Consider the following 23,703-nt stretch of genomic DNA (forward strand, 5'->3'; position numbering starts at 1 on the left):
CGCCAACTTTTCCTAAATTTAAGTTTATACGATTTGTTGTAGCTATAAGGACAATAGTATGTTTTTTGTTATTGTTCTGAAGGTTGCTCAGCACTGAAGCCACGTTGAATGTTGGTGAAAGTAAGCGATGCAAATATTACGATAACGATCGCTAGATGCCATGCTTGACTCAATCCAAGCTGCACCAGAGTTAAGCTGACCAATGAGGAGACGACCATTTGTCCACCACCAGACATTGCCGCTGCGGCACCTGCTTGCTTTTTATAAGGTTGCATTACCATCGCTTGTGCACAAGGTAGGGCAATACCATTACCCAAGATCATTAATAGCTGTCCTAGCATCAGAAATAGAGGCTCAACAGGGCAGAAAAATAACCATATTGCGGCAGCGAGGTGAAGAAATGGGGTGCAAAGCAGCATTTTTTTATTGCCAATAATTGGCCTTACTCGGTTACAAATCGTGGTACCACATAACATACCCAAAGCGGGAATGAGCGCCCACATCGCGTATTGAGCGGAGGTCATGCCAATTTGATCTTGCATGATAAATGGCATCACAGAGACTGTCGTAATCATTAAGCTGAAGTTTAACCAACTGATACTGGCGAAACTCATAAAGTAACGAGACGTAAGTAAGCTCTTGTATTGGAGCAACATGTTTCGGGGTGACGGAATGACAGAACGTTTTGCGATGGTTTCTGTGAACTTAAAGGCGATGATTACCCAGGCCAGCGAGACATAGCCCAACAGAGAAATAAACACCATACTCCAACCGAAGTGGAAGTTGATAAAGCCGCCAATCACAGGTGCAATAAGTGGCGTGATTGAAGCCGCCATGGCGATGTAAGACATTGCCACTGGGAGTTCATCCCCGCTAAACCTATCTCGAGTCGACGCCCTCGCGAGTACCGCGCAGCATCCTGTACCTAACCCTTGTAAAAAGCGCCCCATCACCATCCCTGTAAATGTGTCGCTGAAGAAAATAATCATCAGCAGACCAGACATCGCAATGAGTAAACCGGTAAGTAATACTCTTTTTCGTCCTAAAGCATCTGACACTGGCCCGTAGATAAATTGAGAGGGGCCAAAGCCGAGCAAATAAATACTCACAAGTAGTTGAGCTTGGTCGAGGGAGATGGAAAAGTCTTTTGCTATCCATGGCAAAGAGGGCATAACTAACCCCATGCTCAACTGGCCAACGCTAATAATAAGACAGGCGAGTAGTATAGTATGAAAGTTGATTGGGCGACTCATGACTGGTCTCCATTCAAACAACCTTTTTGGCGTCGTGATCTTAAGCCGCCTTCGTCATCCACTTCATTTAGCTTTGCTTTGACCCGCTTCACAGTCGATAGACTGACTTCGCATTGCTCTGCTACGTTTTGCAATGTGTAGCCTTCTAGCAGCAATGTTGCGATCTGTTGGTGTTTGGTTTTGTTTGCGGGGCGGCCGCGAAACTTCTGTTTCCATAATTCTGGCTGCTCTTTAATGGCCTGTCGCCCTTGCTCTGCGGCAAACAGGCGATGTTCAGTCTGCACTTTCCCATATCCAGATAACACTGTGAGTAGTGTTTGAGTTTGAACAGAACCTGGCTCAAAAGTTAGTGATTCACATACGGTTTTCAATGTTACCCCTTTATCGAGTAGCATTTTTATCGTGTTCAATGCTTGACTAAAGTCGCGACCAAATGCGGTCAGCCACCAGAGCACAATCGTATCCCCAGCTCTGACGGAATCGAGCAGTTGTAAGAATGCCTCTCTCTCGGTTGGAGGCATGCAACCACGAACCTTATCCTCAAAATGCTGAGCTTCGGGCGCAAAAGCTTTTAGAGTATTAAGGTGCTCTTGGTAAGCTCGATTTTTTGGCGAATAACGAGTGTAAAGATACGTGGTCATAAGGATTATGAGCCTTTTTTTGTTTGGTTCATATAGTGTAATGGCTCATAAATATACATGGGTTCATTAATGCTTACAACACTAAATGAGCCGTTTGGGAGTCAGAGGCAAATAAAAAAGCCAACCGAATGGCTGGCTATAGCTATTTAAGCTTTTGTTGTCTGTCGCTCGATTAACTTCACTGGCACCATCATTTTTACTAGGCTGCCGTTTTTCGTATTAATTTGATCAACAATGATCTTCACGCACTCGCGAGCGAGGCGACGGAAATCCTGGCGGAATGTGGTTAGTTGATAGCTCAACCATTCAGTCTGAGGAATATTATCAAAGCCAATGACTTGTAAGTCCTGAGGAATGCTCAACCCGCATTCTATACGAGCGATATCCATGACCGCCATCGCAAGGTTATCGGTTGCACAGAACACTGCTTCAGGCCGATTTTTGTCTGCCAGTATGGCACGGACTTTATCAAGTGAGCTCGCGTAGTCATAGCTGGCTTCAATGATGCGTGGCGTCTTGCCGGTTAGGTCTTCAAATTCAGAGCAGAAGCCGCTTTGGCGTTCGTCATTCGTAAAGGTTGGCACTTCTCCCGTCAAATAAACCGCGTTCTTCACGCCACTTTTGTGCAGAAGTTGCGCGGCTTGTTGGCCTGCTTCGTAGTTGTCACTGATAACGTAGCTACTCCTAGTACCTTCAACAACTCGTGCGTATTGAACAATTGGGATATTAAACTCTTCACATTCTTCATAAAGGGACTTATTGAAGGTTGCGGAAGCAGCAATGACACCATCGACGCGATACTGGAAGATATTTGGGATTGAGTGGCCCTCTTCTTCATCCACTTGCCATGGAATCAATACGGCAGAATAACCTTTTTTCTGTAACTCACTGGAAATTAACTGCAGTGTTTTCATATGGATAGGGTAATCCGCATCAGGAAACACCAAACCTATCAATTTCGATTCGTTTGTGGTCAGGCTACGTGCAAAGGCGTTAGGGCGGTAGTTAAGGGCTTTAGCCGCTTCAAAGACTTTTTGCTTGGTCTTTTCGGATACTGAGCTACCCGGAACAAACACGCGCGATACAGTAGATTGAGAGACGCCTGCCATCTTTGCCACATCTTTTGATGTGACTACGTGTTTAATTGATTTCATGAATAAAACTTAGTTGCCAGTAATTGAGGTCATAAGACTAGCATAAATAGGTACGTATTCATAAATGTTCTGACGGGGTATCCTAAGTAGAATAATGGCTTTGGAGTGTTAAAAAGCAAAATGTGGGTTAACCCATTCGATTTGATTTGAGCTAGCACTAGATCTAGAGCGTAGATACTGTCCGTTTGTTGGACGTACAGTATCTACGTAAAGAACATTAATTTGCTTGTTTGACTGCAACTTTACGTTTCGGGGAGAGGAGTGAATACCCCATGTATCCGATGCAAGCGGTAGCGACAAGAATAGAGCAGCCACGCATAAAGTTAATCAGCATAGGAGCGTTGTCGGTAAACGCGTTGATCCCCCAAAGCATCACGAGAGAGAATACAAACATCACTAGTAAGCCATAACATGGAGCATCGATTTTGCCGGGAACGACATACCAACCATCTTCCTTGATTGGTTTATTTAGACGAGCATATTCCGCTTGCTGGCCTTTCACTGTGTAAAGATGCATTTCATCTTGTTTACCCGTCAGGAGAAGGCTAGCAATGTAAGCGACAACGGCATTCACAAGGACGCCAATCACGCAATACCAAGGCCACGCAATATCGGTCGCAACGGCTACATACCAGATCACCAAGAAGCTAGCAGCAACGCCAATTAACAAGCCTTTTTCCGTAATGTGTTTTGAGTAGAAACCAAGGACGAACATACAGAAGCTCGCACCGACAAAGTAAGAGCCTGCCTTACTCAGCACTTCCAGTACCGAGCCTGTGCTGGTGGCAAACATGATCGCTGGAATGATGACCAAAATCGCCCACGCCACCGTGAAGAAACGCGATACCTTTAAGTAATGCTCTTCCGACTCGTTTTGCTTGTAGAAGCGTTTGTAAAAGTCAGCCACAGAAACGGTCGCCATTGAGTTAAATGCGGAATCGAGACTCGACATACTTGCCGCCAGAATCGCAGCGGCAATGATGCCCATCAAGCCTGGCATTCCATATTCACTCGCATAATGAAGAATGATGGTGTTGCCGTTTTCAAACTCTTTACCGTCGTAATAAGCGTTGAACAGGACGCCAAGCAAGATAAAGACAAAGTAAATAAAGAAGGCCACGTAACCCATCATCAACATTGCCTTTTTCGCATCGCCCATGTTTTTCGCGGCCATACAACGTTGTACCATCATCTGGTTACCGCCATACACGGTGGTGTGGAACATCGTCATTGCGATAACGCCGGCCCATACAGTCGTTACTTGGCTTAGGTCAAAACTTGTCTGTAGGGCATCGGTCATTCCTTTCGCTTTGAGTTCTGCCATGACCTCCGTCATCGGGGCAGGCATGCCATTCCATACAGCTTCAATGATGATGAATGCGCCAATAAATAAGATTACTGCTTGAATCACATCGGTCCAAATGACGGCCGCGATACCGCCCATTACGGTGTAGATAAGGGCGATTGCAGTGACGATCATGATGCAGTACATCACGTCGATACCAGTAATGAACTCCAAAATCATTGCTGTCGCATAGAGTACGGCTGCCGAGCTCAATGCTTGTTTGATAAGGAAGATAAACGACAAAGTCAGTCGTGAAGCCTTACCGAAGCGTCGTTCTTGATACTCGTAGATGGAGGTTAAACCGTTATTGTAGAAAAACGGCATAAACACAGCCACAATGAAGAAGATAACGAGCGGGTAATTGAGGTGAATCGCGATAACCGACAGACCTTCTTTGTAAGACCAAGCTGGCCCGCCAAGGAAAGACATGGCACTCACGTAAGTACAAACGACAGAAATACCGATCGCCCACCAAGGGATGCTCTTATCACCCAAGGCGAATTGGCTAGCCGAAGTGACTCGCTTTCCGATTACTGCACCCAGTACTAGCGTGAGGGCGATGTATCCCCCAAGGATGCTCCAGTTAAGTGCGCCAAACTCATGCATAATTAGGTCCTTCTAACTGTTCTTTCATTTGTGCAAACACGTCATAGCCAAGTTGCAGCAGGATATGAACGATGTCGATCGCCACCCAGTTTTCTTTCAGTAAATCTCCTTCGCGTCGCCAAATGTCCATAACGCGAAGTTCGATGTGTTTTCCGGTTGGGGCAAGACCGAGCCAGCCACTGTAACCAGTGTGAGTACCATGCATATGTGGCCAACCACCTGTGGATACGTAGTCATTTTTGGCCAAAAAATTGACCTCAATATCGACACTTCGATCTGGGAACGCAAACACAAATGGCGCTTGATGGTGGTTACGGAAACCTTTGATACCGCGCGTAGTACCAATACCAGCAGGGCCGTACCACATGAAGTCATTGTGCCAGTAGTTTTCAAGATCCATCGAGAAAAGATCTTTGCCATCAAAACGACCCAAGCAAGACAGCATATCTTCAACCAGCTGGGCGCTCTTTTCACTTTCTTCCAAAGACACAACAGATTGTTGAATACCGTTAGAAGTTGCAGGAGAAGGAACCAAGCCATCGTGACCTAAGCTTTTACGAAGAGGGTTGCAGCCTGCTTGATTCATCGCATCGATGAAGTCTGGAATCATGTAAGATTCGGTGATTTGGTCGTTCTCCACACACACCATTTCGGTGTAACGCAAGTAGAGTGTTTTCCCTGTTGCTGGGATGCCAAACAGTGGTTGTTCAAATGTACCGATAAAGTAGCCGGTAGAGTTGTACCAAGTGCGGCCTTCGTATTCGCCGTGCATCACAATCATTGGTCGGCGCTCGGCATCAGGTAAAGCATTAACAAGTGGTGAGAGGAAAGATTCGTGGGTTGCATCTGGGCCATTAAGATCGTTCACAGGGTGCGCCACGCACCATTTTACGTCAGGGTTCAAAGCTTGCAGAGCGGCCTGTTTTTGCTCGATGTCTGCGGCTTTGAAGTAGTTCTGGTAGAACTGTTCGATGATGTTGAGTGACATGTTGCTTCCTTACTGTCTGTGATTTTAATAAATAGTGTTTAGTCAGCCGTTAGCCTTGCTGTAGCAGGATTTGCTTCCAGATTGCGGTCTCGTCAAACAAAGTGAATTCGCGACGAAGACCCCAAGGACCAAACTCAGCGTGGCTGATCCCCATGATGTAAACCTCTTTCCCAGAAGGCTTACCGAACATCCCATACCCTTCATGCTTACCGTGCAAAGACCATCGAATTGCAGTGCGTGGTGACATCATGTCGTCATCTCGGCCAATACGATGGTGAACGGTAAATTGAGCATTTGGGAAAGACGCACGAAGTGCCATCCAAAAATGATCGACTTCCGAGTGTGATAGGGCAGTTTGACCTCCAGTGTATTCGCCGATGCAAGCGCGGTCGTACTCTTTCGGTACTATAGAGAACTCGGCATTCATAAGGCTTCTGAGAATTGCTTCGTAGCGCTGACCATATTCGTTGTCGTTGCCTACGCCCAAATAAGGTCCAGGAATGTCGACTTCAGGTGTGAACGGAAATGGGCTTGATTCCACGCCACCTTCAAATTCGATTTGTTGGCGTGCAAACTCTTCTGACGTCATACCCAGTTGTTTCGCGATATCGGCTTGATCGCGAACCAACCATTCGTCATTGATTTGGTTATTGATAGCGTGGCAATCTGCGATAATACGGAAACGAAGTTTGCGGTTCGAGGCTTGCCCGTAGAAGCCGTTGCCACTGTGTGTTGCAGTAGAGATGATTCGATGAGAAGAAAGCATGCCTTGTTCCGGGGTGCCTGACCAAATGACGTCTTCGCCATATAGCGTGCGATCGGGAAACTCGGCCAGTGTCGCCATTGTTGCACTGATCACCCCTTCGTTTCCTTGAACGATAGAGAGTGGAGTACGCACAACAATGTCGGGAGAGTAGTAGTGTTCTAAGGTGTTTAAACCTCGGTCTTCCCAAATCTCTTTTGTGATACCAAGAATGTAGTCGGGAAAGTCACGCCACTTTTCATCGAAGCCAACCATGGCCATAAATCACCTCCGTAATTGAATAATTATTTTTTGATTACGTATTCAAAATATATCATGTTGCCATTTTGTCAACGGATTGTTTTTCGATTGTTTAAATAGCGTGCTGATGATCAGATTTTTAACAATTGAGCGGAAAATAAACTAAAAAAGTACAGGAGAGATGGAAGCTATCTCTTATCGAGACGTGTTAATAAGAAAGGAGGTCAAAGTTTTTTGTATGAATTTCCTAGTATCTTATTGTTTTTTAATCGCTTAATTTATTTTGATCTGTTTGAATGGAAACAAATGATTAAGCCAAAACTGATAATCATGCAGATCAAGGCACCCAAATAGACTTTATCGCTAATATTCAGCTATTTTGGTGTCAATTATCCTTATATCTTTCAAATTTTCCTTTTGCATACGAATGCTTTAGGTCTTTTTTATTAAATCGGAAGTAGATAACGAATAAGCCACTAGAAAGGTGTTTATCTAGTGGCTATAACAGTCATAAGCGCTCTATGAGTGCTACGATCAGGATAAAAGCGCAGGTAACGATAGCGAGATGGCAGGGATGAAGGTAATCAACATCAAGGCCACTATCATTGCACCAATCCAACCCATGATGGCTTTAGAGAGCGACTCTATCGGTACTTTGCCTACCTGACTTGCCATAAACAGGTTAGCACCCAGAGGAGGCGTAACAAAGCCAATGGCCAAGTTCACGATCATCACGATACCAAAATGAACGGGATCCATGCCGAGTGCTGACGTAATGGGTAACAGAATTGGTGTGAGAATAACAATCGCTGCCAGCGTTTCCATAAAGGTACCGACGAGCAACAACAGGACATTGATGCAAAGCAGTATCAGAAGTTTGTTTTCGGTAATCGATAGAATGAACTGAGCAATTTCAGTCGGCAGACGTTCTAGGGTCAATATGCGGCCAAACGTCACGGACGCACCCACAATGACGAGCACAGCGCCAACTAACAGTGACGACTCTAGAATGATTTTCACCACTTGCGCTGGTTTGAGTTCTTTATAAACAAACATGCCAAAGAATAAGCCATAGAGAACTCCGATGGCGGCTGATTCGGTAGGCGTGAAAATGCCAGAATAGATACCGCCGAGAATGATCACGGGGAGTAGCATTGCCCAGCTGGCTTCTTTTAGCGCAGCAAGACGCTCTGCCCAAGTCGCTTTGCGTTCGTTACCTGTGTAGCCCCGCATTTTTGAGACAATTAGACAGTAGCCGATCAATACCATACCGACGACCAAGCCAGGAATGATTCCCGCCATGAACATCTTAGTGACGGAGACTTCAGCAGTGATCGCGTAGACGATCATCACCACAGAGGGTGGAATAATGACGCCAATTCCGCCGGAAGAGGCTATCAAGGCACCGGCAAAGCTGCGGTCGTAGCCTTTCTTCACCATCGAGGGAATCATCGTCAGGCCGATAGCGGCAACAGTGGCAGACCCCGTACCAGAGATGGAAGCGAAGAACATGCACGCCACAATGGCGACGATGCCAAGCCCACCAGTAAAGTGGCCAAAGAAGACCTCCGCCACGTGTAATAATCGTTTTGAGATCCCTCCTTGGCTCATAAGGTTACCTGCCAAGGTAAATAGAACGACGGCGAGGAGAGGGAAAGAGTCGAGCCCTGTTACCATTCCTTGGACTAAAAACTCAATGTTAAGAAACGGCAGACTGAGTATCGCGACCATACTGGCTGCCGCCAGAGCAATACCGACCGGAACGCCAATGAGCAGAAGCAGACCAAAGCTGCCAAACAAAAGTGCAGACGTCATGCGTTAAACTCCAATAGTCGGTTAGAAGTACGGTACTTTGCTTTGATATGGCGATAGCGTTGGCGAGAAAAGCGAACTCGTTCATTGCTGGTGGAGCACGCGTTCACACGTTGATAAATGCTTGTCACTAGGCGCGCGCAGCTTAATAGTGCGCAAACTAAAACAGAGGCATACAAACACGCAATAGGAATTTCCATTGCGGGTGCAATCTGACCGAGTTGCAGGCTGCGATTGATCACCTTAAATCCAAACCAGGCGACAGTGGCACTAAAGGCAAGGTAGATAAGATCAGAAACAATCAAACTGAATTGCGTCCAATTGCCCGGAAGTTTATCGATGAACACACGAATGCGGATGTGTCGATCATCTCGGATACAATAGCTGATGCTCAGGTACATCGCCCATACGAATAAATAACGTGCCAGCTCTTCAGCCCACGCGATCGTTGCGTCAAATAGGCGTAGTGCGATTTGCAAGCACAGTAAAGTTGTCATCGTCGAGATCGCGATAACGATAAGGGTAGGTTCTAGGTATTTGTCTAGTAAGCGAAACCACTTCATGTTCACCTCCAAAACGAGAAAGCACGACCTGTTGCCAGAGCGTGCAAAAGAGTGGGAGTTATAGGCGTTCTATCTCGGCAATCACGTTGTCAAACAAGTCTTCACCTGTCTTGCTACGCAGATCTTGGTACACGGCTGCATTCATTTTTTCTTTCATGATGCTGCGTACCTCGTCTGGGACGATGTTAACCGTCATGCCTTTTGCTTCGAGCTCTTTGATTACTTCTTGGTTTTGCTTAGCGGCGAGCTCACGCTGTTTTGCGATGGTTTCTTTGCTTACTTCACTGATCAGCGCTTGTTGTGCGGCCGGCAGTGAATCCCAAAACGATTTGTTCATGAACAACACGTAGTTGGTGTATATATGGTTAGTTAAAGAGAGGTACTTTTGTGCCTCGTAAAAACGTTCGGCATAAATAGAGTAGATAGCACTTTCTTGAGCGTTAATCAGGCCTTGTTGTAACGAGGTGAAAATTTCTCCCCAAGACAGAGGTGTTGGCGCAGTACCAATAGATTTCCACGCGCTTATTTGAGTGGGGTTAGATGCCGAGCGAATCTTTAGCCCTTTCAGGTCCTCAATACTATCAATTGGCTGTTTGTTGTTGGTCACGCTACGAAAGCCGACCTCCATAAAGCCAAGTCCATGAAAGCCTTTTGATTCCATAGCATTCAACAATGGTTGTCCGATCTTCTCACTGTCGAGCGCTTTGTGTGCTTGCTCTTCGCTATCAAAAAGGTAGAACACGTCGAGCACGTTAAACTCTGGGACGTAGGGAGAGAGTAAAACTGACGCACCAAACGTCATTTGTAAGTTGCCTTGCTGCACGAGTTCAGTCGTCTCACGCACATCGCCTAGTTGTCTTGCCGGATAGATTTCAACTTCTATCTCACCGTTTGAGCGAGCTTCCACTTCTTGTTCGAAATAGAGCATTGCTTTGTGTACGGGAGAGGTTTCTTGACTGTCATGAGCAAGACGAATAACACTGGTTGCAAACGTATTCATACTGCTAAATGCAAGTCCCAGTGCGGTAAGTGAAGTAAGGATTGCTTTCTTCATCGTTCTTCCTTGTTTCTGGTATGACCTGCCATGGGCATTCGTCGGCAAGTCACACAACTTTTTATGTTTTTATAAATTAGTTGAGCAATTCATATCCATTTTGCATACGAATCCAAAATAAAACATTAAAGTAACAAGTCAATAACAAGATTGATGAATTGATGAGGAATTAAATAACGATTGGTGAAAATTTAATCGTGATCACAGAAAATGCCTTACTCGAAAGCAAGACATTTTGTTTATGAAGAATGAATAAAAATGGATTTATTAAGTGGTGCTACTACGTTCGATCAAGGTGCCTTGCTCGAAAAGGTATTCGCCAGTTGCATCCAGGTTGCCGTTGATTCGATTCATCAAATCTTCAACCGCTCGTTTAACAATTTTGTCGACTGGTTGAGCAATGGTGGTCAAATCATAGCTCGGCCATGCAGACATCGGAATGTTATCTACACCCATCACAGAGAAGTCTTGGGGGATCTTTGCTCCGGCTTGTCGCAAGCCATCCATCACACCCATGGCGAGGATGTCGTTTGCACAAAAAATTGCATCGGGTTTGCTAGTGTGCGACAAGATCGCTTTCGCCGCTTCTAAGCCTGCTTCAAAGCTGTACTTGGCTTGGATAAAGGTTGGTGACGGGGAGCCGAGTTCTTGCAATTTTGAAGAGAAACCCAGCCAACGCTCTTCACTGGTCATGGAGCCAGCATCGCCACTGATATAAGCACACTGTTTTGCGCCTTTCTGCGTTAAATACTCGGCTGCTTGTTGGCCCGCCAATCGGTTATCAATACCAGAGCTATTGGCATTAATACCCTCGGCGTAGCGGTTAATCAAGCTTAAATGAACGCCAAACTTTTCGCATTGGGCAAACGCGCGTGAGGTTAAACGGCTGGTGGCGATAACGAGTCCGTCCACTTGGTATTCAATGGCGCGTGAAATGGCGAGATCGAGGTCGTCTTTGTCGATAGGGCAAAGCACAACTTGTCCGCCTCGCTTTTGAATTTCGACAGCCAAAGCACGAGATTGCATGTCATACATTGGGTTTGATTCGCTATCTAACGCAATCGCCACTAAGCCTGAACGATTCGAAATCAGACCTCGGGCGATGGCATTCGGTGTGTATCCGAGCTTAGCTGCGGCATCCATCACCATTTTGCGTTTCTTCTCGCTAATACTCGCAGTCGGGCTGAATGCTCTAGATACCGTCGATTGAGAGACGCCGAGCATCTTCGCGACGTCGATCGAAGTTACTTTCGCTTTAATGGTGATACTCCTTATTTAAGGCCATTGAACCTTCTCATACGTGCTGAGTGTATGGGCTAGGGGATTTCTGTGTCTAGAGCATTACATTGATAAGGCGTAAATATCAGAGAAAACTCAAGAATTCATCACATTTCTCTCTTGCTTGAAGCCATCAATGATCATTTTGTGTTCAGAGCCAACACAAAAGAAGCTAACGCCGAGTTCACGCCATTCCCGAGCTTGTTGAGCCGTCGCGACAAACATGCCAACAGGTTTATTGGCGGCTCTGGCCGCTTCGATTACTCGCATACTTGCTTGTGCGACTTTCTCATCATGAACGCTATCAGCACCATAAGCGACAGTGAGATCAACTTGGCCAATGAAGAGCGCATCAATTCCTTCAACATTGGCAATCGCTTCAACATTTTCAACCCCTTGAGGGTCTTCAATTTGTGCAATGACAATCGTATTCGCACGGCTGTCTTTTAAGTGTTCAACCATGGGCTTAGTGGCGTATTGCGCTGCTCGACTGGAACCAGCATACCCTCGGCCACCTTCTCCGTAATGGCAGATTTTCGCCAGTTGCGTCGCTTGCTCAGCAGTACAAACATGGGGAATTTGTACACCCGCCGCGCCACAGTCAAGCGCGTTCAAAATGGTTGAAGGAGCGCTGTCTTGTACTCGTACCACGCACGCGAGGTCATTCGCTCTGGCCGCCATGATGCACAGATCAAGCGAGGAACGATCGAAAGGTGCGTGCTCTGCATCCAGTACCACAAAAGGCAACTCTGCCAGTGCCAATACCTCGATAATGTGAGGATGAGGGGTTTTAACAAATGTACCTAATAGCGTTTCTTTAGTCAGACGTTGTTTAAAATTGCTCATGATTCTCTCCTTTGCAAAGGTATGCAAAAGCTAACATGTAGAAATGTAAATGATGAGTAAAAATGATGTGATCTAAAACTCATTTTTGATTAAAAAGTAAACTCTACCAAAGTCGAAATTACTTTATTTTCCCTTTTTAAATTAGTTAATACAAAGGCTTAAAGGTGGTTTTTGTTGTTTGTTGACTTAACTTGTCAAATGTTAATTAAGTGTTTAATCTTATTTTGCATTCGTATCCAAAATCATAAAAATAACCGTTCGTCAGCCTCAATGTTCAAGGAGAAACCCAATGGCACGCATTTTAAAAAACGGAATCACTGAAGAAGCATCAAACGACGCAAAAGTGCGTCAGATTGTTGAAAACATTCTTGCTGATATTGAATCGAAAGGTGATAGCGCTGTACGTGAGTTGTCTGAAAAGTTTGATAACTGGTCGCCGGAGCAATTCCGCCTGTCAGAAGAGCAAATCCAAGCCTGTGTGGATGCGCTTGATGAATCGACTCGTCATGATATCGAGTTCGCTCAGCAACAAGTTCGAAACTTTGCTCAAATTCAACGTGACTCAATGAAAGACGTCGAAGTAGAAACCATGCCTGGTGTGGTACTGGGGCATAAAAATATTCCAGTAAACAGCGTGGGTTGTTACATCCCTGGCGGTAAATACCCATTGGTTGCATCCGCTCACATGAGTGTACTGACGGCGAAAGTCGCGGGCGTAAAACGTGTTATTGCTTGTGCGCCACCGTTTAATGGCCAGCCGAATGTGGCGATTGTCGCTGCGATGGCAATGGCGGGTGCGGATGAAATCTATTGCTTCGGTGGTGTTCAGGCGGTAGGTGCAATGGCTCTGGGGACGGAGACTATTGCACCGGTCGATATGATTGTAGGGCCGGGTAACGCATTTGTGGCAGAAGCAAAACGTCAACTGTTTGGCCGTGTCGGTATCGACTTGTTCGCAGGCCCAACGGAAACCCTTGTGATTGCTGATGAGAAGGGCTGTGACCCAGAATTGGCAGCAGCGGATTTGCTTGGTCAGGCTGAGCACGGTTACAACTCTCCCGCTGTATTGTTGACCAATAGCGAGACATTTGCGCAACAGACCATCAAAGAGATCGAACGTCAGTTAACCATTCTTCCAACGGCTGAAGTCGCGGGTAAAGCGTGGGCAGATTACGGACAAGTGATTGTGTGTGATAGCTACGAAGAAATGGTGGAAGTGGCAGACGATATTGCATCTGAACATGTGCAAGTGATGACAGAAGATCCTAAATACTTCCTAGATAATATGACCAACTACGGTGCCTTGTTCCTAGGTCGTGAAACCAACGTTTCTTACGGCGACAAATGTATTGGTACCAACCATACACTGCCAACGAAGAAAGCGGCGCGATACACCGGTGGTCTTTGGGTAGGTAAATTTATCAAGACCTGTACTTACCAGCGTGTAACGGAAGCTGCGTCGCTAAAAGTCGGTGAGTACTGCTCTCGCTTGTGTGCACTCGAAGGTTTTGCTGGCCACAAAGAGCAAGCGGATATTCGTGTGCGCCGTTACAAAGGCAAAGTAGAAGAGGCGTAATATGTCGAAACTTGCCTTAGTCACAGGCGGCAGTGGCGGACTGGGTGCCGCCATTTGTCGCAAGCTAGCTGAATCGGGATATCGCGTAATTCTGACTTACAACAGTAATCAGAAAGCGGCCGAGGATGTGCTTTCCTCGCTGCCACGTAACGAGCATCTAGCATTCAAATTGAACGTGGCAGATTCTAGTGCGATTGAACAGCTTAAATATCAAGTCAGTGAAATAAGCGACAAGCTGGATCTGTTGGTCAACTGTGCGGGGATGACGAAATTCGTCGCGCACTCTGATTTGCAAAGTTTAGATGACCAGCTGTTTGACCAAATTTTCCAAGTGAACGTCCGTGCGCCTTTTGCCATGGTTCGAGCGTTTGAGCCTTGGCTTAAGCAAGCCAATGGTTGTGTGGTTAACATTACTTCTATCGCGGCACAGACTGCGATGGGGAGCAACATTGCTTACTGTGCAAGTAAATCTGCCGCGGAGAACATGACCCGTTCTTTAGCTCGCGCTCTGTCTCCCGAGGTTCGAGTTCTGGCTGTTGCTCCAGGGCTTGTCGACACTGAGTTTGTCAAAGGCTTGGATGACGCATGGCGTAATCAACAAGAACAATCCACACCGCTTAAGCGTTTAGCCAATGACGAAGAAGTCGCTCAAGCCGTGTACGCCGCAGCAGAAGTTTTGACCTTCTCGACAGGCAATACCATCGCGGTTGATGGTGGGCGACCTTTAGGTCTGTAACACACTTTCGGTCTGTAACTAACTTTAGGCTTGTAACTAACAATTCAAAGGCTAGGTCCAAACAAGGACAACAAGGATTTACAATGACTCTACAATCTAAAATGAATAATAACCTGGTCCGCTACATGGAACTGATTCCGGGTACGAGTGCGTTTATTGATGCGCGCACGCCAGGCAGTGATCTCAAAGATAACTTTTGTATTATCGGTGCAGGGGTGGCAGAGAGCAGTCGTCAGCATGTTCATATTCGCGATACGGCGGGCTTTAATATTGGTGCTGCAGGCCAACCGCCGGGCATCAAAAATTCGTTACATTCTCATCGCACCGCTGAGCTTTTCTTGGTGTTCAAAGGTCAGTTCCGTTTTTATTGGGGGAACGATGGAGAGCATGAGGCGGTGTTGTCTCACGGTGACGTCATCTCGATTCCAACCAATCTCTTCCGTGGATTTGAAGTGGTTGGCCGCGATTACGGCTTTATGTTCTCGGTACTTGGCGGCGACGATTCAGGTGGCGGCGTTATTTGGCATCCAAACGTTATTAAAGACAGTCAAGGTTATGGTTTATACCTCAAAGCCGATGGCACACTCGTGGACACCATTAATGGCGACCCGGTGCCACAAGAATCAGAATTGATGCCGCTGCTTACCGAAGAAGAGCTCGCGACCTTCGATACCTACACCGCAGAAGAGATGATGCCATTTGTCGCTCTGCAAAAAGATTATCGTGAAATCAAAGGCGATTTCAGCGGAAGCAACGTGAAACAATACGCCTTAACGGGTCACCCTTTGGCGAGCTATGACTTCCAAGTAAAGAGTGAAGATGAAGTGAGCATCATGGCTTATGAGCTTTCTGAAGGTGGCTCGATTCCTCAACACTGCCGAGAAGAAAAACAAGTGCTTATCAACTTTGATGGGGATACAGAGGTGGTGCTCACACATCAAGGCGAACAAGCTAACGTTGTTTTAACGCGCGGTGATGTGCTGAATGTTCCAGAAGGTGCGTCATACTCACTGACGAACTTGCGTGGTAATAGTTTGACGTATTGCATTCTTGGGTCTGATCAACCAAAGCCGCTTGCAGGAGAATAAAATGACACAACCCACCTCGTTAGTTTGGCTACCCGGACTACTTTGTGATGGCACATTGTTTGAGGAAGTCAACCGAGCGTTGCCAAGTTGGGTTGAGCCTTCATGCCCGACGCTGGCTTCATTGCCGTCAATGGAACAGCTGGCGCAGAGAGTGTTGCAAGACGCACCGCAGGAGTTTGTCTTGGGTGGCTTATCAATGGGTGGGATTCTTGCCTTTGAGGTGTACCGTCAAGCGCCAAACAGAGTCAAAGGCTTGATCCTCATGGATACCAATGCAGCAGATGAAAAGCCAGAGGTGACACAAAAGCGTGATGCACTGGTTAGCCGTGCGTTAAGTGGTGAGTTTGAACGCATTACACCTGATACTCTGATGCCTGTGCTGATTCATCCAAGCCGTTTGCAAGACAAAGCGTTAACTGAGCGTATAGAAGGCATGGCGGTCAATGTAGGTTTGGAGGCATTTGAAGCGCATGCTAAAGCGTTAGCAACTCGCCCGGATGCTCGACCTTTATTGGCGGACATTCAAGCTCCTACGTTGGTGATAACAGGTAAAGAAGATAAGCTTTGTCCGCTAGACAATCATCTGCTCATGGAGAGATGCATCCCAAACGTCACGCTTCATGTTATCCCGGAGTGTGGGCATCTATCTACGCTTGAGCAGCCTTTAATTGTTAGTGAAGTGATGACTACTTGGCTTCAAGATAACTTTGCTTAGTGTTGATAAGAACTTCATCACTCACCACCTTAAGGTTACTTGGGTATAGGTGGTGAGCGATGAGTATTATCAGAAGTAGTAGCGAATACCTGCCGCGAATTGATCATCACGGTTTTCGAATTTGCTGCCATCGTACTGATCTTTACCTAGGTCGAACTGGTATTCAGTCCAAACTAGGAATTTGTTCTTCTGGAAGTGGTATTCAAGACCAGGAATCAGCAAGTTACGCTCGTAACCTTGTGTCTCGTCACCACGATCTTCCATGTAGTTGTAGTTCAACGTTGGGCGTAGGCCGTTGTCGAAGTGGTAGTAAGTGTAGACTTCGCCACCTAGGGTATCGAACATTACGTCCGTACCGCCTTGGCTCACTGCTTCCCAGTTTTCGCCAACGTGGAAAGTCGCACCCGCGTAGAAGCCACCGTTGCTGTAGTTTGCGCCCAATAGCATGATGCGCATGTTGTCGCCGTTTTCTGCGCCAACGACGCTTGCGTCTAGATCCGCAACTTCATTTTGATGGTAAGCCGCACCCAGTGTTACGCCATCAACCGGTTTGTAAGTGATCGACGCACCCATGCCGTTTTTCAGTGAGGCTGTCGCATTGCTTGCTAGAGCAACATCTTCACGCGTGGTTTGGTAAGTAAAGCCGTAGCTCACTTTTTCATTGATTGAATTACGGTACGTGATTGAGTTTTCCGCACGACCAGCACCGGATGCGATACCCCAGTCAGCTAGGTTGTAAACACCTGAGCCACGAGTACCGAATACACGACCTAAATCGGTGTACCATGCTACGTCGTAGAAGGTAGACCACTGCTTAGTACCTGCAGCAATCTTGCCATATTTTTCGTGATCAACACCTGCGTATAGCAAGCGGTCGTAAATGTTTTCGCCGTTCGCGCCAGAGTTGTAGCCCCATTCCGCGTGACCGAAACCAGTCCAGCCGTTATCCAGACCCATTTGGCCTTTCAAACCGAAACGTGAGCTGCCGCTGTTCCATTCGCCGTTGTCATCACCGCCACGGTCTTGGTAGCGAAGATCGAAACGGCCATCGATGGTTAGGCTGTCGCCAGCGTCATTAACAAAAGTGTGTGCAGCAAAGGCTGAGCTAGAAGTAAGCGCTGCTAAAATCACTGCAGAAAGGGTCGACTTTTTCATCATCAATCTCATTATTCAGGGAGCAGAAAGCCACCGTGCGTTCATGCCCGTTTTGAATAAGGGTTCTATCTTGAGGTTGTGCCCCATCCTTGAGGCACGAGTTGGGAGCATGTCACCTGAACCGAGAGGGGATTCAGGCAACATAAAGGCGGGTTGACAATCCGCCCCTAGGACTTCTTATAGAGAAGGGTTTAGGATCTGTTGAGTACGCTCGAACACGTCTAGACCTTGCTGTTTTAGCCAGTAAGGAAGGTCGATCAGTACCCAGTTCTCAGATAGCTTGTCGCCGTCACGGTAGTAAACGTCAACCACTTGCATGTCTGCACGTACTTCACCACCTGTCATACCTAGGAAACCACCGATTGGCGTGTTAGATAGGTTTGGCCAGCCGAAGAAACAAGAGAAGTTACCTTCTGCGAAACGACATACGTGGCCGTTAAACTTCTTGTCTTTCAGGTTGTTACGGAACGGCAATTGGTGCTGCTGTTGGTAACGAGGAATTGTGTAAGACGCACCGATACCACATGGACCGTACCAGATCATGTCTTTAGACCAGCTCTTCTCAAGAACTTCTGGTGGGCAACCCATAGCGCCGCTGTCGTTCAGTGCAGATAGGTCATCAACCATCTTGTTCACTAGTGCTAGTGTTGCTACGCCTTCTTCTGGTGCTGCGTCTTCGAACAGTAGACCGTCGTGGTTACGAGGACCAGGGTATACGAAGTGCTTACCTGTTGATGGTGGTAGTGGGTAACAACCCGCTTGGTCCATTGCGCCTAGAAGGTCTAGGAATAGGCCAGTCTTAGTGATCTTGCCGTTTTCAACACAGTTAAATTCTGCGTAACGGATGTTCATGATTTTGCCAGTTGGGCGCATGCCTAGGTATTCAGCGTCGAATAGACCCATGAAGTGACCCATGCTCATTACCCAGATTTCACCTGATGTTACTTCGTTCTCACCACCGATGAAGATGTCTTGACGACGCTGCATGCGAGTCATTGATTTCATCAAAGGAGCCCAGAAAACGTCAGCCGCTGCTTGAGCGCCTTGTTGCTCACGGAATGGGTAAACACCACGCCATAGGTAATCTTCTGAAGTGTGTGCTTTTAGTACTTCTGCCACGTTCTCGTGAGTTGCGTTTTCCATTGCGCTGAAGTATTCACGTACAACGCGTTTCGCTTCTTGATATTTAGACATAATAAACTCTCTTATTTGCTGTCGAGTCGGCTTTGGGAACAGGACTCGAAATTAAGTTTTTTCATCCGGCCGGGGAGCCAGCCGGAGTTTTTGAAATTCAGTTACGCTTTTGCTGCTTCGGCTTTTTTGCTCTTATCGAACACGCCGCCTTTTAGTGTCTCTGGCAGTGATAGCCATAGAAGACCAGCAAGGATCCATACGATTGGTGAACCCCACATTGCGGTTTGTAGGTCGGTACGCTCTTGGATGAAGATAAGTACCATTGGTGCCCACATACCGAGGATACGACCGCCGTGGAATAGCGCCGCGCCGTAGCTACGTAGGTGTGCTGGGAACAGTTCTGAGAAGTAACCACCCCATACCGCAGAAGAAGACAGACCGAAGTTGTAAATCAGACCAAGTAGAGCCAGCATGTTTAGGCCGCCAATCACCATGTCGCCAGGTGCAACAAAGAAGATTGAAACCATGATGCCCGCTAGGATGAAGCCAAACGCGTTCACCTTACGACCGAATTTGTCAGCTACCCAACCCCAGAACCACGCACCAAACAGTGAACCAAATGCTGAGATAGAGAAGATGAGACCGATGGTTGCACCGTCGAACATACGTACATCACGTAGGTAAGTGGTTACGAAGCCACCAAAGAATTGGAAACCGTAGAAGTTAAGGCCAGCCAGTAATAGACACGTTAATGTGATCTTACGGTAAGGCTTACTTAGCATTTCGCCCCAAGAGCCTCTTTTCGCTGGTGCATTTGATTCTTCTACTTTTGCTTGCTCTTCTTCACCGTAAGCGATCACTTTGCTGTCGCTAGGTAGTACAAAGATCATGACCACAGCGGCTGCCAATGGTGGGATACCACCTACAAGCATTAGGCTTTCCCATGGAGCATCAATGCTTGCAATAAATGCTGCATACGCACCCATTACCATCAGTGCTACAGAGAACATAGAAGACGCGAATGCCGTCAACTTACCACGTACCGTTGGCGTAAATAGGCCGATCATTAGGCTTACTGCCACGGTGAAGTAACCACCCAGTGACAAACCAATGATGAAACGCATTGCTGCCCACGTTGTGTAGTCGGTGAACATCATATTGATGATCGTTGCGCCACCGTTTAGGGCTGTGATGGTAATAAGAGTGGATTTCTTACCAAATTTTGTTGCGAACCAAGCACAGCTCAATGCACCGATAAGTGCACCAACCGACTGCCATGTATAGAACTGGGCAGTGTCTGACAGGCTAATACCATCATACGCTTCAACGATGTATGGGCGTACGTAGTCAATAATTACAAAGTTATAACAATAGAAAAAGTAACCAACCAGTATCGCTAGATAGGCTGCTACCCTTTGAATCATAGGAACTTCGCTCATGTGTCTTTTGGCATTCATGACCGATAAACCTCTATTTCACTTAGGATTTGTTGCTATTCAAACTTAATGAACACGATCTTATTTGGATCATCTTCGATTTCGTGTCGGGGTGAATCATAGTTTTTTTAAGGTTATTAGATCCGTGATCAAAATCAATTTTAAAATGAATGCGTACCCATTTTGTGGGTTTTAGTGACAAGGATCTCACTAATCGGCGTTTTTGGCGATTTTGAATACATTTTCGCCTATATTGGTGATAATAATCACACTTACAGTGGGATTGTCGTTCAAAAATGCCTTTTTACAGTAATATCTGGGCATAATAATTAGCTACCCAGAATTAGGAAAACCTTAAAATGGTTACGTACTCAAGTTTTGTGGTGATTGCGTTATATGTAGCAATTACCATACTAATCAGCTATTTAGTGAATAAGCGCTACAGCAATGGTGGCGACTTTTCCACGGGTGGAAAGCAATTTGGCTGGTTTACGGCGGGTGTTTCGATACTTGCGACTTACATTAGTGCGATGACGTTTGTAGGGATGCCTGGTTGGGTTTATAGCTCTGGCATGGAAGCGATGAGTATTCACCTTAACTATCCCATCGTTATCTTTTTCACTGTCATTTTCTTTGTGCCTGTCTTCTATAAGCTGGGCTTGACTTCGATTTATGAATACCTTGAGCACCGCTTTGGGGTGTATGCAAGAACCATCAACTCGATTGTGTTCATTGTGGTTCAATGTATCTCTGCGGGTGTGATTTTGTATGCCGTGGCGCTGATCTTAGTGCAAGTTCTGCCTATCAGTATTTCTGAAGCCATTATCTACATCAGTATTTTCACCGCTTGCTATACCTATGCGGGCGGGATTTCCACGGTTATCTGGACCGATATGTTGCAATCTGCAGTATTGGTAGCGGGCAGCATCGCCATCTTTGCCATTCTAATGACAGAGATTAATGCGGCAGATTACCTTTCTCGTGATCACCTGAATATCATCAACTTAGACTTTGATTTGGGCGTAGATACCACACTCTGGGCTGGCGTGGTTGCCGTGAGCTTTTTGCATTTGAGTGTGTACGGCACCAACCAATTGATCATCCAACGCACGTTAGCGACGAGATGTGAAAAGACGGCGCAGAAGTCGATGCTGTTGTGTGGTTACGGTGCGTTTTTCGTGTATTTGTTCTTCGCGGTACTCGGTGTTCTTTTGAGTGTTTTCTATCAAGATCAATCGTTTGAAAACAGCAATGAAGTGATTTTGGATTTCGTCTTCAACCACACTAACCCAATCGTCGTTGGTTTGATCATTTCCGCGTTGGCGGCGGCCGCAATGTCGACCTTGGATTCGACCTACAACTCAATTGCGACTGTCGCAACGTTCGATATCTACAAGCGTTTCGTTCGCAAAAGTGCCGATGATGAGCACTACGAAAAAGTCGCAAGAAAGATGAGTTTGCTCGCTGCGGCTATGGTGGTAGTGCCAGCTCTTCTGGCGGTATCGAATGAATCGGTACTCAAAACCATCGCTAGTCTGACTTCTATCTTTGTTGGTATTCGTTTGGGTTCATTCGTGCTTGGTTTATTCTGGGTGAAAGCCAATGAGAAAGGCGTGATCGTTGGCAGTATCATGAGTGTGATTGCGGTGTTTACTGCGATGTATCTCGACGTGGCTTGGCCGTGGTTCGCGCCAATTGGTACGTTCGTCTTCCTTTTGTTTGGTGTGTTAGTGAGCCGTCGTTGGGGCGCTGTGACTGCCGAGCAACAAATTTTTATCAATAATCAAAAACATCTTTTTGCAAAGCCAACCGCAAGTCATTACGGGCTATTGGTGTTCGCTGTGGCGACCATCGCCGCTTGTATGGTTCTCCCTGATTGGCTTTATGCTGCATTGTCGTAATAGGTAAGTTTATGCTGTCCATCTTTGATATTTACAAGATTGGTGTGGGCCCTTCTAGCTCTCACACCAATGGTCCAATGATCGCGGGTTACCACTTCACTCGTTTGATTGAATCGAACTTGGCAAAAGTGGTTCGTATTCAAGTCGATTTATACGGCTCACTCTCGTTAACGGGGATTGGTCACCATACAGACCGTGCGACCATTTTGGGTCTGTTGGGTAACAAACCAGATACCATCAAAATCGCTTCTGCGAACAAAGCGATGCGCAAGGCGATTGAAGAGAGCATGATGTCTGTCGATGGCCGTCATGAAATCGAATTCAACTACAAAACGGACATGTTGTTCCATGAAGAGAACCTTCCTCTGCATGAGAATGGAATGACGATTACTGCGTTAGATGCGCACGGCAACCAGGTTGGGTTTGAAACTTACTACTCTATCGGTGGTGGTTTCATCGCAACGGCGGATGAACTGCAAAGTGGCAGTGCGACTGCTCCCGTAGAAGTTGAGTTCCCATTCTCCAGTGCGGACGAAATGTTGGCGCAGGCAGAGAATAACGGCATGAGCCTTGGCGGCATGATTCTGAAAAACGAACAAGCGTTTCAGGATATGGAAGCCATCAATCAACGCGCAGAACAGATCTGGCGTGTGATGACGCGTTGCATGGAGCGCGGTTTCGAAACAGAAGGTATCTTGGATGGCGGCTTGAATGTGACCCGCCGTGCGCCTAACTTGCTGAAGAAGCTTGAAGCAAATGAAGCAATCGAAAACGATCCGATGGAAATCATGGATTGGATTAACCTGTTTGCTTTTGCTGTGAGTGAAGAAAACGCGGCTGGTGGACAAGTCGTAACGTCGCCAACTAATGGTGCGGCGGGTGTGATTCCAGCGGTATTGATGTACTACCATCGCTTCATCAAAGAGCTCGATACTAAACAGCTTAAAGACTTCCTTGCTGTATCCGGTGCGATTGGCATTTTGTACAAAACTAATGCGTCTATCTCGGGTGCCGAAGTGGGTTGTCAGGGCGAAGTTGGCGTGTCTTCTTCCATGGCGGCAGCTGGCTTGACCGCGCTGCGTGGTGGTAGCAATGAGCAAATTTGTATTGCGGCCGAGATTGCCATGGAGCACTCACTAGGAATGACTTGTGACCCAATTGGGGGCTTAGTGCAAGTTCCGTGTATTGAGCGTAATGCAATGGGCGCAATGAAAGCGATCAATGCATCTCGCATGGCATTAAAGCGTAATAGTAAATGTTTGATCTCGTTGGATAAGGTGATTGAAACCATGTATCAAACGGGCAAAGACATGAACAAGAAATACCGCGAGACGTCACTGGGTGGATTGGCTTTGATCCACCTAGCGCCGCCTTGCGAATAATGAGTTAGGCAAATCTAACCAACAAAAAAGCCGAAGC

At 46.6% G+C, this 23,703-nt stretch carries 20 protein-coding genes; 6 read left to right on the plus strand and 14 right to left on the minus strand.

Features of this window, described 5'->3' with window-relative positions:
• Positions 1 to 68 precede the first annotated feature (68 nt).
• The 11 genes from R7P64_RS00985 to R7P64_RS01035 all read right to left on the minus strand — a co-directional run bounded on the left by R7P64_RS00985 (position 69) and on the right by R7P64_RS01035 (position 12,543).
• Positions 69 to 1,253, minus strand: coding sequence for a multidrug effflux MFS transporter (locus R7P64_RS00985; protein ID WP_213973071.1), 1,185 nt, complete (start codon positions 1,251 to 1,253; stop codon positions 69 to 71).
• Positions 1,250 to 1,894, minus strand: coding sequence for a recombinase family protein (locus tag R7P64_RS00990; protein ID WP_213973072.1), 645 nt, complete (start codon positions 1,892 to 1,894; stop codon positions 1,250 to 1,252). The genes R7P64_RS00985 and R7P64_RS00990 overlap by 4 nt, the downstream gene beginning before the upstream one ends.
• A 146-nt stretch (positions 1,895 to 2,040) precedes the next feature.
• Positions 2,041 to 3,048 carry a LacI family DNA-binding transcriptional regulator gene (locus tag R7P64_RS00995; RefSeq protein WP_005374731.1) on the minus strand — a complete coding sequence of 336 codons (1,008 nt, stop codon included), beginning with the start codon at positions 3,046 to 3,048 and terminating at the stop codon, positions 2,041 to 2,043.
• A gap of 217 nt (positions 3,049 to 3,265) precedes the next feature.
• On the minus strand, positions 3,266 to 4,999 hold the full coding sequence (locus tag R7P64_RS01000) for a sodium:solute symporter family transporter (protein ID WP_005383442.1): 1,734 nt from the start codon (positions 4,997 to 4,999) through the stop codon (positions 3,266 to 3,268).
• Positions 4,992 to 5,987 carry an ester cyclase gene (locus tag R7P64_RS01005; protein WP_042522215.1) on the minus strand — a complete coding sequence of 332 codons (996 nt, stop codon included), beginning with the start codon at positions 5,985 to 5,987 and terminating at the stop codon, positions 4,992 to 4,994. Before R7P64_RS01005 ends, R7P64_RS01000 begins: the two co-directional genes overlap by 8 nt.
• Positions 5,988 to 6,036: 49 nt before the next feature.
• Positions 6,037 to 7,011, minus strand: a complete 975-nt coding sequence (locus R7P64_RS01010; protein ID WP_025768665.1) for an ester cyclase — start codon at positions 7,009 to 7,011, stop codon at positions 6,037 to 6,039.
• 513 nt (positions 7,012 to 7,524) lie between these two features.
• Positions 7,525 to 8,805: a TRAP transporter large permease gene (locus R7P64_RS01015; RefSeq protein ID WP_047102426.1), complete on the minus strand. Its 1,281-nt coding sequence runs from the start codon at positions 8,803 to 8,805 to the stop codon at positions 7,525 to 7,527.
• The gene (locus tag R7P64_RS01020) at positions 8,802 to 9,365 is read right to left on the minus strand and encodes a TRAP transporter small permease (RefSeq protein WP_025768663.1); all 564 of its coding nucleotides are present in this window, start codon (positions 9,363 to 9,365) and stop codon (positions 8,802 to 8,804) included. Before R7P64_RS01020 ends, R7P64_RS01015 begins: the two co-directional genes overlap by 4 nt.
• Before the next feature lie 58 nt (positions 9,366 to 9,423).
• Complete coding sequence (locus tag R7P64_RS01025; RefSeq protein WP_025768662.1) at positions 9,424 to 10,419, minus strand: TRAP transporter substrate-binding protein; 996 nt, start codon at positions 10,417 to 10,419, stop codon at positions 9,424 to 9,426.
• A 267-nt stretch (positions 10,420 to 10,686) separates the two neighbouring features.
• Positions 10,687 to 11,643 carry a LacI family DNA-binding transcriptional regulator gene (locus tag R7P64_RS01030; protein ID WP_104976388.1) on the minus strand — a complete coding sequence of 319 codons (957 nt, stop codon included), beginning with the start codon at positions 11,641 to 11,643 and terminating at the stop codon, positions 10,687 to 10,689.
• 150 nt (positions 11,644 to 11,793) lie between these two features.
• Positions 11,794 to 12,543 carry an HpcH/HpaI aldolase family protein gene (locus R7P64_RS01035; protein ID WP_005374748.1) on the minus strand — a complete coding sequence of 250 codons (750 nt, stop codon included), beginning with the start codon at positions 12,541 to 12,543 and terminating at the stop codon, positions 11,794 to 11,796.
• 289 nt (positions 12,544 to 12,832) lie between these two features.
• On the opposite strand from R7P64_RS01035, the gene hisD reads away from it, so the two are divergent.
• From hisD to R7P64_RS01055, 4 genes are all read left to right on the plus strand, one after another.
• A complete protein-coding gene (gene hisD / locus R7P64_RS01040; RefSeq protein ID WP_318123056.1) occupies positions 12,833 to 14,119 on the plus strand; it encodes a histidinol dehydrogenase in 1,287 nt (428 codons plus the stop codon).
• A 1-nt stretch (position 14,120) separates the two neighbouring features.
• Complete coding sequence (locus R7P64_RS01045; protein WP_017634483.1) at positions 14,121 to 14,855, plus strand: SDR family NAD(P)-dependent oxidoreductase; 735 nt, start codon at positions 14,121 to 14,123, stop codon at positions 14,853 to 14,855.
• Positions 14,856 to 14,938: 83 nt separating this feature from the next.
• On the plus strand, positions 14,939 to 15,943 hold the full coding sequence (locus tag R7P64_RS01050) for a cupin (protein ID WP_017634482.1): 1,005 nt from the start codon (positions 14,939 to 14,941) through the stop codon (positions 15,941 to 15,943).
• Position 15,944: 1 nt separating this feature from the next.
• The gene (locus tag R7P64_RS01055) at positions 15,945 to 16,658 is read left to right on the plus strand and encodes an alpha/beta fold hydrolase (protein WP_054576565.1); all 714 of its coding nucleotides are present in this window, start codon (positions 15,945 to 15,947) and stop codon (positions 16,656 to 16,658) included.
• A 69-nt stretch (positions 16,659 to 16,727) separates the two neighbouring features.
• Here R7P64_RS01055 and R7P64_RS01060 read toward each other — a convergent pair whose 3' ends face one another.
• The 3 genes from R7P64_RS01060 to R7P64_RS01070 form a co-directional block, all read right to left on the minus strand.
• The gene (locus R7P64_RS01060) at positions 16,728 to 17,813 is read right to left on the minus strand and encodes a porin (protein WP_054576566.1); all 1,086 of its coding nucleotides are present in this window, start codon (positions 17,811 to 17,813) and stop codon (positions 16,728 to 16,730) included.
• A gap of 177 nt (positions 17,814 to 17,990) precedes the next feature.
• On the minus strand, positions 17,991 to 19,007 hold the full coding sequence (locus R7P64_RS01065) for a nuclear transport factor 2 family protein (protein ID WP_005374772.1): 1,017 nt from the start codon (positions 19,005 to 19,007) through the stop codon (positions 17,991 to 17,993).
• Between the two features lie 101 nt (positions 19,008 to 19,108).
• The gene (locus R7P64_RS01070) at positions 19,109 to 20,404 is read right to left on the minus strand and encodes an MFS transporter (protein ID WP_149191701.1); all 1,296 of its coding nucleotides are present in this window, start codon (positions 20,402 to 20,404) and stop codon (positions 19,109 to 19,111) included.
• Positions 20,405 to 20,742: 338 nt separating this feature from the next.
• Here R7P64_RS01070 and R7P64_RS01075 point away from each other — a divergent pair, with 338 nt between their 5' ends.
• Both R7P64_RS01075 and R7P64_RS01080 read left to right on the plus strand, forming a co-directional pair.
• Complete coding sequence (locus R7P64_RS01075; protein ID WP_318118626.1) at positions 20,743 to 22,284, plus strand: sodium:solute symporter; 1,542 nt, start codon at positions 20,743 to 20,745, stop codon at positions 22,282 to 22,284.
• An 11-nt stretch (positions 22,285 to 22,295) separates the two neighbouring features.
• On the plus strand, positions 22,296 to 23,666 hold the full coding sequence (locus R7P64_RS01080) for an L-serine ammonia-lyase (protein WP_318118628.1): 1,371 nt from the start codon (positions 22,296 to 22,298) through the stop codon (positions 23,664 to 23,666).
• Positions 23,667 to 23,703 lie beyond the last annotated feature (37 nt).

Source organism: Vibrio sp. 2304, assembly GCF_033339475.1.
Classification (GTDB): domain Bacteria; phylum Pseudomonadota; class Gammaproteobacteria; order Enterobacterales; family Vibrionaceae; genus Vibrio; species Vibrio alginolyticus.

Bases quoted from the DNA above. Each gene is read 5' to 3' on its own strand.
- R7P64_RS00985 (WP_213973071.1), bottom strand. From the start codon at position 1,253: ATGAGTCGCCCAATCAACTTTCATACTATACTACTCGCCTGTCTTATT.
- R7P64_RS00990 (WP_213973072.1), bottom strand. From the start codon at position 1,894: ATGACCACGTATCTTTACACTCGTTATTCGCCAAAAAATCGAGCTTAC.
- R7P64_RS00995 (WP_005374731.1), bottom strand. From the start codon at position 3,048: ATGAAATCAATTAAACACGTAGTCACATCAAAAGATGTGGCAAAGATG.
- R7P64_RS01000 (WP_005383442.1), bottom strand. From the start codon at position 4,999: ATGCATGAGTTTGGCGCACTTAACTGGAGCATCCTTGGGGGATACATC.
- R7P64_RS01005 (WP_042522215.1), bottom strand. From the start codon at position 5,987: ATGTCACTCAACATCATCGAACAGTTCTACCAGAACTACTTCAAAGCC.
- R7P64_RS01010 (WP_025768665.1), bottom strand. From the start codon at position 7,011: ATGGCCATGGTTGGCTTCGATGAAAAGTGGCGTGACTTTCCCGACTAC.
- R7P64_RS01015 (WP_047102426.1), bottom strand. From the start codon at position 8,805: ATGACGTCTGCACTTTTGTTTGGCAGCTTTGGTCTGCTTCTGCTCATT.
- R7P64_RS01020 (WP_025768663.1), bottom strand. From the start codon at position 9,365: ATGAAGTGGTTTCGCTTACTAGACAAATACCTAGAACCTACCCTTATC.
- R7P64_RS01025 (WP_025768662.1), bottom strand. From the start codon at position 10,419: ATGAAGAAAGCAATCCTTACTTCACTTACCGCACTGGGACTTGCATTT.
- R7P64_RS01030 (WP_104976388.1), bottom strand. From the start codon at position 11,643: ATGCTCGGCGTCTCTCAATCGACGGTATCTAGAGCATTCAGCCCGACT.
- R7P64_RS01035 (WP_005374748.1), bottom strand. From the start codon at position 12,543: ATGAGCAATTTTAAACAACGTCTGACTAAAGAAACGCTATTAGGTACA.
- hisD (WP_318123056.1), top strand. From the start codon at position 12,833: ATGGCACGCATTTTAAAAAACGGAATCACTGAAGAAGCATCAAACGAC.
- R7P64_RS01045 (WP_017634483.1), top strand. From the start codon at position 14,121: ATGTCGAAACTTGCCTTAGTCACAGGCGGCAGTGGCGGACTGGGTGCC.
- R7P64_RS01050 (WP_017634482.1), top strand. From the start codon at position 14,939: ATGACTCTACAATCTAAAATGAATAATAACCTGGTCCGCTACATGGAA.
- R7P64_RS01055 (WP_054576565.1), top strand. From the start codon at position 15,945: ATGACACAACCCACCTCGTTAGTTTGGCTACCCGGACTACTTTGTGAT.
- R7P64_RS01060 (WP_054576566.1), bottom strand. From the start codon at position 17,813: ATGAAAAAGTCGACCCTTTCTGCAGTGATTTTAGCAGCGCTTACTTCT.
- R7P64_RS01065 (WP_005374772.1), bottom strand. From the start codon at position 19,007: ATGTCTAAATATCAAGAAGCGAAACGCGTTGTACGTGAATACTTCAGC.
- R7P64_RS01070 (WP_149191701.1), bottom strand. From the start codon at position 20,404: ATGAATGCCAAAAGACACATGAGCGAAGTTCCTATGATTCAAAGGGTA.
- R7P64_RS01075 (WP_318118626.1), top strand. From the start codon at position 20,743: ATGGTTACGTACTCAAGTTTTGTGGTGATTGCGTTATATGTAGCAATT.
- R7P64_RS01080 (WP_318118628.1), top strand. From the start codon at position 22,296: ATGCTGTCCATCTTTGATATTTACAAGATTGGTGTGGGCCCTTCTAGC.